Origin of the sequence: Streptomyces syringium (genome assembly GCF_017876625.1) — a bacterium.
GTDB classification, from domain to species: Bacteria; Actinomycetota; Actinomycetes; order Streptomycetales; family Streptomycetaceae; genus Streptomyces; species Streptomyces syringius.
In genome coordinates this window covers 1,374,760-1,389,213 of the sequence record NZ_JAGIOH010000001.1, presented here as the reverse complement: position 1 = coordinate 1,389,213, position 14,454 = coordinate 1,374,760, and the positions used below count along the sequence as shown (strand labels likewise).

Here is a 14,454-nt window from a genome sequence, read left to right as displayed (position 1 = left end):
GTGTTCCGGTTGGTTAATTTCATAGAGTTTCGGTGGTCATTGCGTTAGGGAAACGCCCGGTTACATTCCGAACCCGGAAGCTAAGCCTTTCAGCGCCGATGGTACTGCATGGGGGACCGTGTGGGAGAGTAGGACGCCGCCGAACAATTTTTAAGAGTAGCCCCTGTGGGAGCCATTTGGTTCCTGCGGGGGCTATTCTGCGTTTCCGGACAAAATCGCTGTACCGGGAACCGCACCAAAACCCCTCCCGCCCCCCCTGCGCGGACCCCGGCCCCCTCTGCACGGACCGTCGAAGTCTGCGGGTAGGGTCAGGGTGCATCGTTGGTACATATCCCCACAGGAGGCCCCCGGGTGGAGGTCCAGGAGACGCGTGTCCAGACCGACCGCGTCCTCACCATCCCGAACATCCTCAGCATGGCGCGCCTCGTCGGCGTACCCCTCTTCCTGTGGTTGATCCTCCGGGGAAGCGACGGCTGGGCACTGCTCGTGCTGGGACTGAGCGGCATCAGCGACTACCTCGACGGAAAGCTCGCCCGGCGCTGGAACCAGATCAGCAGCCTCGGCCGACTCCTCGACCCGGCCGCCGACCGGCTCTACATCCTCTCCACACTGGCCGGCCTCACCTGGAGGGAGATCCTTCCGGTCTGGCTGACCGCAGCCCTGCTGGCGCGAGAAGCGATGCTGCTGGTCATGGTGTGGATCCTGCGCCGCCACGGCTATCCGCCGCCGCAGGTCAACTTCCTCGGCAAGGCCGCCACCTTCAACCTGATGTACGCCTTCCCCTTGCTCCTTCTCAGTGACGGAGACGGCTGGCTGGCTTCACTCGCTGCTGTTTTCGGATGGGCGTTCGCCGGGTGGGGTACAACCCTGTATTGGTGGGCAGGGATCCTCTACGTGGTCCAGGTCCGCCGACTCGTCAAGGCGGACGCCACCACCGACTGACCTCGCCGTTGTTCAGGAGCCCCTTCAAGGAGCGAAAGCCGTACGCGAGTCGCGTCGGCGATCCGCGCGGGTGAAGTCGGAACAGACCGTCGTCTCGCAAGGAGGACGTTTCCGACATGAAGGCCGTCGTGATGGCCGGCGGCGAAGGCACCCGCCTTCGCCCCATGACCTCGAGCATGCCCAAGCCGCTCCTGCCGGTGGTGAACCGGCCGATCATGGAGCATGTGCTGCGTCTGCTCAAGCGGCACGGGCTCACCGAGACCGTGGTGACCGTGCAGTTCCTCGCCTCACTCGTCAAGAACTACTTCGGTGACGGCGAGGAACTGGGCATGGAGCTCACCTACGCCAATGAGGAAAAGCCACTCGGCACGGCGGGCAGTGTCAAGAACGCCGAAGAAGCCCTCAAGGACGATGCCTTTCTGGTCATCTCCGGTGACGCCCTCACTGATTTCGACCTGACCGACCTGATCCGTTTCCACAAGGAGAAGGGCGCACTCGTCACCGTCTGTCTGACGCGGGTACCCAATCCGCTGGAGTTCGGCATCACCATTGTCGACGAGGCGGGCAAGGTCGAGCGCTTCCTGGAGAAGCCCACCTGGGGCCAGGTCTTCTCCGACACCGTCAATACGGGCATCTACGTCATGGAGCCCGAAGTTTTCAACTACGTCCAGCCCGACGTGCCCGTCGACTGGTCGGGCGATGTCTTCCCGCAGCTGATGAAGGAAGGCAAGCCGATCTACGGCTATATCGCCGAGGGCTATTGGGAGGACGTCGGTACCCACGAAAGCTATGGCAAGGCCCAGGCCGACGTGCTCGAAGGCAAGGTCGATGTGGACATCGACGGCTTCGAGATCTCGCCCGGGGTCTGGGTGGCCGAAGGCGCCGAGGTGCACTCGGACGCGGTCCTGCGCGGCCCGCTCTACATCGGCGACTACGCCAAGGTCGAGGCCGGCGCCGAAATCCGCGAGCACACGGTGGTGGGCTCCAACGTCGTCGTGAAGAGCGGTGCCTTCCTGCACAAGGCCGTCGTGCACGACAACGTCTACATCGGCCCGCAGAGCAATCTGCGCGGCTGCGTCATCGGCAAGAACACCGACATCATGCGCGCCGCCCGCATCGAGGACGGCGCCGTCATCGGGGACGAGTGCCTCGTCGGTGAGGAATCGATTATTCAGGGCAACGTCCGGGTCTACCCCTTCAAGACCATCGAGGCGGGCGCGTTCGTCAACACCTCGGTCATCTGGGAGTCCCGCGGCCAGGCCCATCTGTTCGGGACCCGCGGTGTCTCCGGCATCCTCAATGTGGAGATCACCCCCGAACTCGCGGTGCGGCTCGCCGGCGCGTACGCGACGACCCTCAAGAAGGGGTCCACGGTCACCACGGCTCGCGACCACTCCCGGGGCGCGCGGGCGCTCAAGCGCGCGGTGATCTCCGCGTTGCAGGCCAGCGCCATAGATGTCCGGGACCTGGAGAACGTGCCGCTGCCGGTCGCCCGGCAGCAGACCGCGCGCGGCAGCGCCGGCGGGATCATGATCCGTACGTCACCGGGCGTGCCGGACTCGGTGGACATCATGTTCTTCGACGAGCGCGGCGCCGACCTCTCCCAGGCCGGACAGCGCAAGCTCGACCGGGTCTACGCCCGGCAGGAGTACCGGCGGGCGTTCCCCGGTGAGATCGGTGATCTGTCCTTCCCGTCCAGCGTCTACGACTCGTACACGGGCTCGCTCCTGCGATCGGTGGACACGACCGGGGTCGCGGAGGCGGGGCTCAAGGTGGTCATCGATGCCTCGAACGGCAGCGCGGGGCTCGTTCTGCCCAGCCTGCTCGGCAGGCTCGGGGTGGACGCGCTCATCATCAACCCCGGGCTCGACGAGGCGCATCCGACCGAGACCGCCGACACCCGTCGGTCCGGTCTGGTGCGGCTCGGGGAGATCGTCGCTTCGGCGCGGGCCGCGTTCGGAGTGCGGTTCGACCCGGTGGGTGAGCGGATCTCGCTCGTCGACGAGCGCGGGCGCATCGTCGAGGACGACCGCGCCCTGCTGGTCCTGCTGGACCTGGTCGCCGCCGAGCGGCGCAGCGGGCGGGTGGCGCTCCCGGTGACCACGACCCGGATCGCCGAGCAGGTCGCCGCGTACCACGGTACCCAGGTCGAGTGGACGACGACGTCGCCCGACGATCTGACCCGGGTCGGCCGCGCCGAATCGACGATCTTCGGCGGGGACGGGCGCGGGGGGTTCATCGTCCCGGAGTCCAGCAGCGTCTTCGACGGCACGGCCGCGTTCGTACGCCTCGTCGGTCTGGTGGCGCGTACGCAGCTCACCCTCAGCCAGATAGACGCACGCATTCCGCGGGCGCATGTGCTGCGGCGCGACCTGGCCACCCCATGGGCGGTGAAGGGACTCGTCATGCGTCATGTGGTCGAGGCGGCCGGGGACCGCTCGGTCGACACGACCGACGGTGTGCGGGTGGTCGAGGCCGACGGGCGCTGGGTGATGGTCCTGCCCGACCCGGCCGAGGCGGTGACGCACCTGTGGGCGGAGGGCCCGGACGACGCCTCCGCGCAGGCCCTGCTGGACGAGTGGTCGGCGATCGTGGACGGCGCCGGGCGCTGACCGGCGCGTAGCGGGGTACCCGACAGCGGTACCCGGAGAGTCAACGGGACGTCGTCTCCCCGGTCCGGATCCGGCACGCCGGTGGGGCCATTGGGAGACGGCGGCTCCGACGTGCGACGATGTGCGGCATGTCGCAGCAGCCCCCCGTTCGGAGCACCGCATCGCCGGCTCCGCGCCCTGATGCCTCCATGTCGCTGCTGACCAATGTCATGGACCACAGCCTCGACGACGGTTACGCGGAGGCGGCCGCCCGGCGCGCGGAGGGCGGCAAGGGGCTGCCGAGCACGCTCCGCGCCAAGTTGGGGCTCGCCGCCGCCCTGTTGCTCGCCGCGGCGGTGGTGACGCTCGGAGCCGCGCAGGCGCGGATAGCGGCGCCCACCCTGGCCAAGGAGCGCGAGCAGCTCATCGACCGGATCGAGACCGAGACCTCGGCCGCGGACACCCTGCAGAAGAATGTCGACACGCTGCGGGACGCCGTCGGCACGAAGCAGCGTGACGTCCTGGAGAAACACGGCGGGGACAGCGCCGAGTTGGTGTCGCTGCTCGCGGGAGCCACGCCGGCGCGCGGGCCGGGGGTCAAGATCGTCGTCGACGACGCCAAGCAGACCAAGCAGTCCGGCGCCGGGGGTCCGCGCGAAAGCAGCGGGTTCTCCGACACGGGGCGGGTGCGCGACCGTGATATGCAACGCATCGTCAACGGTCTGTGGCAGTCCGGCGCCGAGGCGATCGCGGTCAACGGACAGCGGCTGACGGCGCTGTCGGCGATCAGGGCCGCCGGTGACGCCATACTGGTCGACAACAGACCGCTGGTACCGCCCTACACGGTGCTGGCGATCGGCGACGGGCAGCGGCTGAGCACCGCTTTCCAGGACAGTGCCGACGGACAGTATCTGCATGTTCTCCAGCAGAGTTACGGCGTCCGGGCCAGCATTTCCGCCGAGGGTGAGGTCCGGTTGCCGGCCGCGCCGAGCCTGCTCGTACGTACCGCACAGCCGCAGGGCGGTGGCGCGGACAAACGCGGCACCGACACAGGGAAGGGCACATCGTGATCGCCGTATTGGGCCTCATCGTGGGAGTCGTGGTCGGACTGGTCGTCCGTCCCGTGGTGCCGACGGTGGTCGAGCCCTACCTTCCCATCGCTGTCGTGGCGGCACTCGACGCGGTGTTCGGCGGCCTGCGGGCGATGCTGGACGGAATCTTCGACGACAAGGTCTTCGTCGTCTCCTTCCTGTCCAACGTGGTCGTGGCCGCGCTGATCGTCTTCCTCGGTGACAAGCTCGGTGTCGGTGCGCAGCTGTCCACCGGTGTCGTGGTCGTCCTGGGTATCCGTATCTTCTCCAACGCGGCCGCCATCCGGCGGCACGTGTTCCGGGCGTGAGGCCGATGAGCAGCGACGACACGCCGGACAAGTCCGGAAAGCCGGAGCCGATCGAGGAGCCGGAACAGCAGCCGAAGCCCGAGAAGCCCGGTGAGAAAGCCGACAAGGGCGACGCGGCCGAGCGGGCACCCCAGCCCGACGAAGGCCCGGCAACGGGCAAGCCGGACACCCCGGACGAGGCGATCCGGCCCGAGCGACCGGAACAGCCGGAGCGTCCGCAGCCCGCGCCGCCCGGGGGCGACACGCCCGAGCCCGAGCCGGAACCCGTGGTTTCGGCGGAAGGGCCTGCCGGGCCTGCTCCCTTGACCGGCCGTCAACGGCTCGCCAAGGGACTCTGGCCCCCGAGGCTGACGCGGGCGCAGCTCATCGTGGCGCTGCTGCTGTGCGTGCTCGGACTGGGCCTGGCCATCCAGGTCCGGTCGACCAACGACAGCAGTGCTCTGCGCGGGGCCCGCCAGGAGGACCTGGTGCGGATCCTCGACGAGCTGGACAACCGCACGAAGCGGCTGGAGGACGAGAAGCGGCGGCTGGAGAACCAGCAGTCGGAGCTGGAGAGCAGCTCCAACCAGGCCGCCGAGGCGCGCAAGCAGACCGAGCAGAAAGAGGGACAGCTCGGCGTGCTCGCCGGCACGGTGGCGGCTCGGGGGCCCGGCATCGAGCTGACGGTCAGTGACACCAAGGGCAAGGTTGAGGCGGACATGCTGCTCGACGCGATCCAGGAGCTGCGCGCCGCGGGCGCGGAGGCGATCCAGATCAACGATGTCCGGGTGGTCGCCGACACCTATTTCTCGGGTGCCGCGGGCCGGGTGGAGATCGACGGGAAGAAGGTCTCGCAGCCCTACCGGTTCAAGGTCATCGGCAAGCCGCAGGACCTGGAGCCGGCGCTGAACATCCCCGGTGGTGTGGTGCAGACTCTGGAGAAGGAGCAGGCGGGCGTGGCGGTGGCGCGGTCTGAGAAGATCATTGTGGATGCCTTGCGCCCGGCGAAGCGGCCTGACTACGCTCGGTCGTCATCGCAGTGAGGCGGGCATGGACGAGGGCTCCAGGGGGAGCGTGGGAGGTTGCGGGGGGTCGGCGCACCAAGTTGGGGGCGCGTGGTGGAAACTGTGAGCTGACCACGGACGTTGTAGAGATGTCCGGGTCGGACGGTGTGTGCATCGAGGGTTTGTCCTGCCCCACGGGCGGGTCTGTTTCGGTCAAGGGGAATCGCCCGTGAAGTTGTTTGGGAAGTTGTTCGGCAAGAGCGCACGCCAGGACGGCGGCTCCGCCCGTCACAGGGCGTCGCGTCCGTCGGAAGGCGGCGAGGGGGCCCAGGAAGGGCGTCCTCTGTTCCGGGACCAGGTGGGTGCCCCCGGAGGTGGCGTCCCTGGCGGTCAGGGCGCGTCCTCTGTTGACCCTGCCGCAGCCGGACGCATAGGTTTCGGAGCACCAGAGACCTCAAGTGCGGGTGGAGGGTTTGCCTTGCCGGTCTGTACGAGGTGTGGCCACCGGGCCGGCGAGGCCAGCCGGTTCTGTTCCAACTGCGGTGCGCCGCTGCGGCCCGGCGCCGCTGCCGAGCGCGCCTCGGAGACGACCTCGACCATCTCCATCTCCGGTCTCGAGGCGTACGACTCGGAGACCACCGGGCAGACGCCGATCCCGTCGCTCTCCCCGGAGGCCCAGGCGGCCGTCGACGCGCTGCCGCTGGGTTCGGCGCTGCTGGTGGTCAGGCGCGGTCCGAATTCGGGCAGCCGCTTCCTGCTGGACGGCGATGTGACCACCGCGGGCCGTCACCCGCAGAGCGACATCTTCCTCGACGACGTCACGGTCTCCAGGCGGCACGTGGAGTTCCGCAGAGGACAGGACGGCGGTTTCACCGTCACGGACGTCGGCAGCCTCAACGGCACGTACGTCAACCGGGAGCGCATCGACACGGTTCCGCTGTCGAACGGCGACGAGGTGCAGATCGGCAAGTACCGTCTGGTCTTCTACGGCAGCCAGCGCGGCATCTGACCCCGCGAGGGAAGGCCATGCTTCGAACATCGTCGGGCGGTACCGGATCCTCCGGTGCCGCCGGCGCGGACGGCCGGCTGGTGAGCATCGGCACGGTGCTCAATCTGCTCCGGGACGAGTTTCCCGAGGTCACCATCTCCAAGATCCGTTTTCTGGAGGCGGAGGGCCTGGTGGAGCCGCAGCGCACCCCGTCCGGCTACCGCAAATTCAGCGCGGAGGATGTGGAGCGACTGGGGTTCGTGCTGCGCATGCAGCGTGACCACTACCTTCCGCTCAAGGTCATCCGGGAGCAGCTGGACGCCCTGGCCCGGGGCGAGCGGGTGCAGCTGCCCGCGCAGGGGCAGCAGAGGGACGCTCCGGGCGCCCCGGTGGACCCCATCGGTCCGGAGGCCGTGGAGGCCGGCTCGAAGCCGTCTGCGGCCACGCGCATCGGCCGCGCGGAGCTGCTGGCCGTCACCGGGGTGACCGAGCCCGAGCTCGCCGAATGGGAGTCGTACGGCCTGATCGGCGCCCACCCGGACGGCGGATTCGACGTCGATTCGGTCGCGGTGGCCAAGCTCGTCGCGGATCTGGGCCGTTTCGGCCTGGAACCGCGACACCTTCGCGCCATGAAGGCCGCCGCCGACCGCGAGGCCGGCCTGGTCGAACAGGTGGTCGCACCCCTGCGGCGGCACCGCAATCCGCAGACCAGAGCGCACGCCGAGGCCACCGCGCGGGAGCTCGCCGCGCTGTCCGTACGGCTCCACGCGGCCCTGGTGCGCAGCGCCCTCCACCCGCGCCCGTACTGACCGGAGGGTGGCCCGACTACCCAAACCTGCCGGGCACGTCCTAGGGTTGCTGTGTGAACGAGCTCGATGTCGTGGGTGTCCGGGTGGAAATGCCCTCCAACCAGCCGATCGTGCTCCTGCGTGAAGTGGGAGGCGATCGCTACCTCCCCATTTGGATCGGACCGGGGGAGGCGACGGCCATTGCCTTCGCCCAGCAGGGCATGGCCCCTGCCCGCCCGCTGACCCACGACCTCTTCAAGGACGTGCTGGACGCGGTCGGGCAGACGCTCACGGAGGTCCGCATCACTGACCTGCGCGAAGGGGTCTTCTACGCGGAGCTGGTCTTCGCCAGTGGCGTGGAGGTCAGCGCACGGCCGTCCGACGCCATAGCGCTGGCGCTGCGCACGGGCACGCCGATCTACGGCAGTGACGGGGTGCTGGACGACGCGGGCATCGCCATCCCGGACGAGCAGGAGGACGAGGTGGAGAAGTTCCGCGAGTTCCTCGACCAGATCTCGCCGGAGGACTTCGGCACCAACAGCCAGTGAGGCGCATCCGCGGCCCCCGTAGGAGAGCGGCCGCGGCGCATTCGAGTAGCCCTTCCCGGCGCTGGGACACGTAAAACCACTCTCTGGGTGATTATCACTCGGCGTGCCGAGTGTGGCGATCGTTGACGCACCCCGGGTGACTGCCTACCGTCGAGAAGGCAGGTCAAGGACGGAGGTCGGCGTGAGAAGCACGGGCGACGGTACGGCGGTCGGCGGTCCGTATCCGCTGCATGGGGGAACGGTCGAACCCGGACCCCGTCATGGCGCTCCGGCGGTGGTCGGCGCGCCGCAGGAGCCGGGGGACGACCACGTCGGGTACCGGGGCCCCACGGCGTGCGCGGCGGCGGGCATCACCTATCGCCAGCTGGACTACTGGGCGCGGACGGGGCTCGTGGAGCCGAGCGTGCGGCCCGCCTACGGATCGGGCAGCCAGCGGCTCTACAGCTTCCGGGACGTGGTCGTCCTCAAGATCGTGAAGCGGCTGCTGGACACCGGGGTCTCCCTGCAGAACATCCGCACCGCGGTGCAGCATCTACGGGCGCGGGGCATGGCCGACCTGGCACAGATGACGCTGATGAGCGACGGCGCCACGGTCTACGAGTGCACTTCGCCCGATGAGGTCGTCGACCTCCTCCAGGGCGGGCAGGGCGTCTTCGGGATCGCCGTGGGGGTGGTGTGGCGCGACGTGGAGAGCGCGCTGGCCAAGCTGCACGGGGAGCGCGTCGACACGGGGGAGACGCTCATCGGCCACAACCCGGCGGACGAGCTGGCGAGGCGGCGCAACCGGGTCGGCTGAGCGGCCCGCCGCCCGGCCTTCCGGCGGCCCTGTGGAGGGCGTTCCGTCGCACGTCCGTGCGATTGTCAGTGGTGTAGGGCAGCATCGAAGACGTGAGAGCCGCACCGACCATCCTGCACCTGGACATGGACGCGTTCTACGCCGCGGCGGAGCAGGCGGCCAAGCCCAGCCTGCGCGGGAAGCCCGTGGTGGTCGGCGGGATCGGTCCCCGGGGCGTCGTGGCCACCGCGTCGTACGAGGCACGCGCCTTTGGTGTGCACTCGGCGATGGCGACCGCCCAGGCGCGGCGGCTGTGCCCCAATGCCGCCTATCTCGCTCCCCGCTTCACGCTCTACCGCGAGGTGAGCGAGGTGGTCATGGGGCTGCTCGGGGAGCTGTCCCCGCTGGTGGAGCCGCTGAGCCTGGACGAGGCGTTCGTGGATCTGGAGGCCGGCGGCGTCGAGCCCTCCACGGCGGTCGTGCGGGCGGTGGGGGAGCGGCTGCGGCGGGACATCCGCCGGGCCACGGGGCTCAGCGGTTCGGTGGGGCTCGCCGGCTCCAAGATGCTCGCGAAGATCGCCTCCGAGCAGGCCAAACCCGACGGCCTCGTCGTCATCGAGCCCGGCACCGAGCTGGAGCTGCTGGCCCCGATGTCGGTGCGGGCCATTCCCGGCGTCGGACCGGCCACGGCCGAGACGCTGCGGCGGGCCGGGCTCACGACCGTGGGCGATACGGCCGAGGCGGGGGAGGCCGAGCTGGTGCGGCTGCTGGGCAAGGCGCACGGCGCGGGGCTGTACGCCCTGGCGACCGCCCGCGACAACCGTCCTGTGGTGGCCGAGCGGGATGCCAAGTCGGTGTCCGTGGAGGACACCTTCGAGGAGGACCTCACCGACCGCACGCGTGTGGAGCTGGAGCTGGCGCGGCTCGCCGACCGCTGTGTGCAGCGGCTGCGGGCGGCGGGACGGTCCGGGCGCACCGTCGTGATCAAGGTACGGAGCTATGACTTCTCGACGCTGACGCGCTCGGAGACGCTCCGCGGGCCGACGGACGACCTCGGGGTGGTGCGGGAGGCCGTGCGGCGGCTGCTGGACGGCGTGGACACCACGGCGGGCGTGCGGCTGCTGGGGGTCGGCGTCACCGGGCTCGCCGACTACACCCAGGAGGATCTCTTCGCCCAGGCGGCCGCTACGGCCGAGGCCGCCGCCGACGCGGAGAGACCACCGACCGCCGAGGCGGAAGGGGAGCCGGCCCCGGAGGAGGAGGCCGCGCGACGGCCACGGCGCTGGGTGCCCGGGCTGGACATCCGGCACACCGAGTACGGGCCCGGCTGGATCCAGGGCAGCGGGGTCGGCCGGGTCACCGTGCGCTTCGAGCAGCCGTGGTCCGCACCCGGCCGGGTGCGGACCTTCGCCGTGGACGACCCCGCGCTCGAGCCGGGGGAGCCGCTGCCGCTGATCAGAGCCGCGTGGGAGCAGCCGTCGGAGCCAACGGGACCGGCGAAGCCGCCGGAGCCGAGTGATCCGGCAGTGTCGGACGGGTCGGACGGGTCGGACGGGGCATCCGGGTCGGACGGGCCCGAGACCGGACCGTCGGCGCGTGAGCCCTCAGAGCGTCCCGAGCCGGACGTCGGGACCCGGTCCGACGGTCAGCCGCTGGCCGGTGGCGTGTCCGGCTGAGCGCCGGGCCGAGGGGCGGGCCCGGAGTCCGGCGGGGGGAGGTCGAGCCCGTAGTGGTGGTAGAGCTGCAGCTCCTGCTCGGGGGAGAGATGGCGGCCGACCCCGAAGTCCGGGGCGTCCTTGATGAGCGCCCGGTCATACGGGATGCGCAGGGCGTCGTCCTCGACCCGGCTCGGTTCCAGCGGCACGAACGCGTCCCGGCTGAACAGCCCGGTGCGCACCGCCGCCCACTCCGGTTCCCCCGTCGCGTCGTCGAGGTACACCTCGTCCACGGTGCCGATCCTCGCGCCATTGCGGTCGAACGCCTTGCGGCCGATGAGACTCCGCGGATCGATATCGGTCTGCACGGTTCCTCCCGTGGTCGCGCCTGCCCTCCGGAACTCCAGCCGACCTCCAGGCCCCTGGGAAAGCACAGAGAAGCACAGAGAAGCCCTGAGGACCACGAAAAGGCACAAAGCGGGAACCGGCCACTCGAGGGATCCGCTTGGACCCGCGCTGGTAGGCTGACAGTGGCTGCAGACCCCACGCGGGAGAGTCCTCCGAGATCCTTTGACGGGTTCGACGGGGGCGCCGAAGGAGCAAATCCTCCCCGGAATCTCTCAGGCACACGTACCGCGCGGACGAGGTCACTCTGGAAAGCAGGGCGGGCCGGGTCGGGTACAGCGCGACGAAGCCCCTCCTCACCGACGGTGAAAGCCGGACCGCCCTGTGCGGCCCGGTGAAGCTCTCAGGTTGAGATGACAGAGGGGGAGGCCGTCCGGGTACCCGCGCCGTGGTACCCCTCGCAGGTCGCAACGACCAGGAGGCCTCCGCAGATGACAGCCCACCGCATCTCCCTTTCCGACCTGGAGCGTGGCACGCCGTTCGAGCACCGCCACGTGGGGCCCGACAGCGCGGCCCAGGCGAAGATGCTCGCCCAGGTAGGGTTCGGCTCGCTCGACGAGCTCACCGCCGCCGCCGTACCGGCCGTGATCAAGAGCACCGAGGCGCTCCGGCTGCCCGACGCCCGCAGTGAGGCCGAGGTCCTCGCCGAGCTGCGCACGCTCGCCGACCGCAACGAGGTCCTCGCCCCGATGATCGGGCTCGGATACCACGGCACCTTCACCCCGCCGGTGATCCTGCGCAACGTCATGGAGAACCCCGCCTGGTACACGGCCTACACGCCCTACCAGCCGGAGATCTCCCAGGGCCGGCTGGAGGCGCTCCTCAACTTCCAGACCGTCGTCGCCGACCTGACCGGGCTGCCCACCTCCGGCGCCTCCCTGCTCGACGAGGGCACCGCCGCGGCCGAGGCCATGTCGCTGTCCCGGCGCGTGGGCAAGGTCAAGGACGGCGTCTTCCTCATCGACGCCGACGCGCTGCCGCAGACCGTCGCGGTGATACGCACGCGCGCCGAACCGACCGGCGTCGAGGTCGTCGTCGCCGACCTCTCCCAGGGCATCCCCGACGACATCGCCGAGCGCGGCGTCTTCGGTGTCCTCCTGCAGTACCCCGGCGCCTCCGGTGCCGTGCGCGACCCGCGCCCGGTCATCGAGCGGGCCCACGAGCTGGGCGCGATCGTCACCGTCGCCGCCGACCTGCTCGCGCTGACGCTGCTCACCTCGCCCGGCGAGCTGGGCGCGGACATCGCGGTCGGCACCACCCAGCGCTTCGGCGTGCCCATGGGCTTCGGCGGTCCGCACGCCGGGTTCATGGCCGTGCGCGAGAAGTTCGCCCGCAGCCTCCCCGGCCGCCTCGTCGGCGTCTCCGTGGACGCGGACGGCAACAAGGCCTACCGTCTGGCCCTCCAGACCCGCGAGCAGCACATCCGCCGCGAGAAGGCCACCAGCAACATCTGTACCGCCCAGGTCCTGCTCGCCGTCATGGCCGGGATGTACGCGGTCTACCACGGCCCGGACGGCCTCGCCGGCATCGCGCGGCGTACGCACCGCTACGCCACGCTGCTCGCCGAGGGCCTGCGGGCCGGCGGCGTCGAGGTCGTGCACGGCGCGTACTTCGACACCCTCACCGCGCGGGTGCCCGGCCGGGCGGCCGAGGTCGTCGCCGCCGCCCGCGAGCGGGGCGTCAACCTGCGCCTGGTCGACGCCGACCAGGTCGGCATCGCCTGCGACGAGACCACCACGCGCGTCCAGGTGGCGTCGGTGTGGTCCGCCTTCGAGGTGGACGCCGACATCGAGGCGCTCGACGCCCAGGTCGCGGAGGCGCTCCCCGAGGGTCTGCTGCGCACCGACGACTACCTCACCCACCCGGTCTTCCACCAGCACCGTTCCGAGACCGCGATGCTGCGCTACCTGCGCCGGCTCGCCGACCGGGACTACGCCCTGGACCGCGGCATGATCCCGCTCGGCTCGTGCACCATGAAGCTCAACGCGACCACCGAGATGGAGCCGGTCACCTGGCCCGAGTTCGGTGCGCTGCACCCCTTCGCGCCGGTCGAGCAGGCGGGTGGCTATCTCACGCTCATCACCGAGCTCGAGGAGCGCCTCGCGGAGGTCACCGGCTACGACAAGGTGTCCATCCAGCCGAACGCGGGCTCGCAGGGTGAGCTCGCGGGTCTGCTGGCGGTGCGGGCGTACCACCGTGCCAACGGCGACGAGGGGCGCACCGTCTGCCTGATCCCGTCCTCCGCCCACGGCACCAACGCCGCGAGCGCCGTGATGGCCGGCATGAAGGTCGTCGTCGTCAAGACCGCCGACGACGGCGAGGTCGACATCGAGGACCTGCGGGCCAAGATCGAGCAGTACCGCGACGAGCTGTCCGTACTGATGATCACCTACCCGTCCACGCACGGTGTCTTCGAGGAGCACGTCGCCGACATCTGCGCGGAGGTCCACGCGGCGGGCGGGCAGGTGTACGTCGACGGCGCGAACCTCAACGCCCTGGTCGGGGTGGCCAAGCCGGGTGAGTTCGGCGGCGACGTCTCGCACCTGAACCTGCACAAGACCTTCTGCATCCCGCACGGCGGCGGCGGCCCGGGCGTCGGTCCGGTCGCCGTCCGCGCCCACCTCGCCCCCTATCTGCCCAACCACCCGCTGCAGCCCACCGCGGGCCCGGCGACCGGCGTCGGCCCGATCTCGGCGGCCCCCTGGGGCTCCGCCGGCATCCTGCCGATCTCCTGGGCGTACGTCCGGCTGATGGGCGGCGAGGGCCTCAAGCGCGCCACGCAGGTCGCGGTGCTCGGCGCCAACTACATCGCCAAGCGCCTGGAGCCGCACTACCCCGTGCTCTACACCGGTCCGAACGGCCTGGTCGCGCACGAGTGCATCGTCGATCTGCGGCCGCTGACCAAGGCGACCGGCGTCAGCGTCGACGATGTCGCCAAACGCCTGATCGACTACGGCTTCCACGCGCCGACGATGTCCTTCCCGGTGGCCGGCACCCTGATGATCGAGCCCACGGAGAGCGAGGACCTCGCCGAGCTGGATCGTTTCTGCGAGGCGATGATCGCCATCCGAGCCGAGATCGAGAAGGTCGGCTCGGGGGAGTGGGACAAGGACGACAACGCCCTGCGGAACGCCCCGCACACCGCCGCCTGTGTGGCCGGTGACTGGGAGCACCCGTACAGCCGCGAGGTGGCCGTCTTCCCGGCCGGGGTGTCCGCCGCCGACAAGTACTGGCCGCCGGTGCGGCGCGTCGACGGCGCGTACGGCGACCGTAACCTCGTCTGCTCGTGCCCTCCCATGGACGAGTACGACGGCTGACGGTCCGGGCCGCCCGGGCGGGCGGCCCTTCCCGGGGGATTGATTCCCCGGGGCCGACACACG

General features: G+C 70.2%; 12 protein-coding genes, 1 rRNA gene and 1 riboswitch. Of the genes, 12 read left to right on the top strand and 1 reads right to left on the bottom strand.

The features are described 5' to 3' along the window. Nucleotides 1-28: 28 nt before the first annotated feature. From rrf to JO379_RS06040, 11 genes are all read left to right on the top strand, one after another. A 5S ribosomal RNA gene (rrf, locus tag JO379_RS06090) occupies nucleotides 29-145 on the top strand. Between the two features lie 206 nt (nucleotides 146-351). Next, entirely contained in the window at nucleotides 352-942 is a 591-nt protein-coding gene (clsA, locus tag JO379_RS06085) for a cardiolipin synthase ClsA (RefSeq protein ID WP_130876704.1), read from the top strand. Between the two features lie 116 nt (nucleotides 943-1,058). Then, nucleotides 1,059-3,554 carry a mannose-1-phosphate guanyltransferase gene (locus JO379_RS06080; protein ID WP_130876703.1) on the top strand — a complete coding sequence of 832 codons (2,496 nt, stop codon included), beginning with the start codon at nucleotides 1,059-1,061 and terminating at the stop codon, nucleotides 3,552-3,554. Between the two features lie 128 nt (nucleotides 3,555-3,682). Further along, nucleotides 3,683-4,603 carry a DUF881 domain-containing protein gene (locus tag JO379_RS06075; protein ID WP_209514266.1) on the top strand — a complete coding sequence of 307 codons (921 nt, stop codon included), beginning with the start codon at nucleotides 3,683-3,685 and terminating at the stop codon, nucleotides 4,601-4,603. Beyond that, nucleotides 4,600-4,932 carry a small basic family protein gene (locus tag JO379_RS06070; protein WP_003984969.1) on the top strand — a complete coding sequence of 111 codons (333 nt, stop codon included), beginning with the start codon at nucleotides 4,600-4,602 and terminating at the stop codon, nucleotides 4,930-4,932. The genes JO379_RS06075 and JO379_RS06070 overlap by 4 nt, the downstream gene beginning before the upstream one ends. A gap of 5 nt (nucleotides 4,933-4,937) precedes the next feature. Continuing rightward, a complete protein-coding gene (locus JO379_RS06065; RefSeq protein ID WP_245381392.1) occupies nucleotides 4,938-5,954 on the top strand; it encodes a DUF881 domain-containing protein in 1,017 nt (338 codons plus the stop codon). A 130-nt stretch (nucleotides 5,955-6,084) separates the two neighbouring features. Then, nucleotides 6,085-6,924, top strand: coding sequence for a double zinc ribbon and FHA domain-containing protein (locus JO379_RS34075; RefSeq protein WP_370418267.1), 840 nt, complete (start codon nucleotides 6,085-6,087; stop codon nucleotides 6,922-6,924). Between the two features lie 17 nt (nucleotides 6,925-6,941). Next, on the top strand, nucleotides 6,942-7,712 hold the full coding sequence (gene ftsR / locus JO379_RS06055; protein WP_130876701.1) for a transcriptional regulator FtsR: 771 nt from the start codon (nucleotides 6,942-6,944) through the stop codon (nucleotides 7,710-7,712). 53 nt (nucleotides 7,713-7,765) lie between these two features. After that, nucleotides 7,766-8,239 (top strand): bifunctional nuclease family protein, encoded by a 474-nt coding sequence (locus JO379_RS06050; protein WP_130876700.1) that lies wholly within the window; start codon nucleotides 7,766-7,768, stop codon nucleotides 8,237-8,239. Nucleotides 8,240-8,420: 181 nt separating this feature from the next. Beyond that, complete coding sequence (locus JO379_RS06045; protein ID WP_130876699.1) at nucleotides 8,421-9,035, top strand: MerR family transcriptional regulator; 615 nt, start codon at nucleotides 8,421-8,423, stop codon at nucleotides 9,033-9,035. Between the two features lie 92 nt (nucleotides 9,036-9,127). Beyond that, complete coding sequence (locus JO379_RS06040; RefSeq protein WP_130876698.1) at nucleotides 9,128-10,690, top strand: DNA polymerase IV; 1,563 nt, start codon at nucleotides 9,128-9,130, stop codon at nucleotides 10,688-10,690. Here the strand turns inward: JO379_RS06040 and JO379_RS06035 are convergent. Next, complete coding sequence (locus JO379_RS06035) at nucleotides 10,660-11,037, bottom strand: PRC-barrel domain-containing protein (protein WP_130876697.1); 378 nt, start codon at nucleotides 11,035-11,037, stop codon at nucleotides 10,660-10,662. The two genes, JO379_RS06040 and JO379_RS06035, sit on opposite strands and share 31 nt — an antisense overlap. Nucleotides 11,038-11,207: 170 nt before the next feature. Continuing rightward, nucleotides 11,208-11,315, top strand: a riboswitch (glycine riboswitch). Nucleotides 11,316-11,505: 190 nt separating this feature from the next. On the opposite strand from JO379_RS06035, the gene gcvP reads away from it, so the two are divergent. Continuing rightward, on the top strand, nucleotides 11,506-14,391 hold the full coding sequence (gene gcvP, locus JO379_RS06030) for an aminomethyl-transferring glycine dehydrogenase (protein ID WP_130876696.1): 2,886 nt from the start codon (nucleotides 11,506-11,508) through the stop codon (nucleotides 14,389-14,391). Nucleotides 14,392-14,454: the final 63 nt, after the last annotated feature.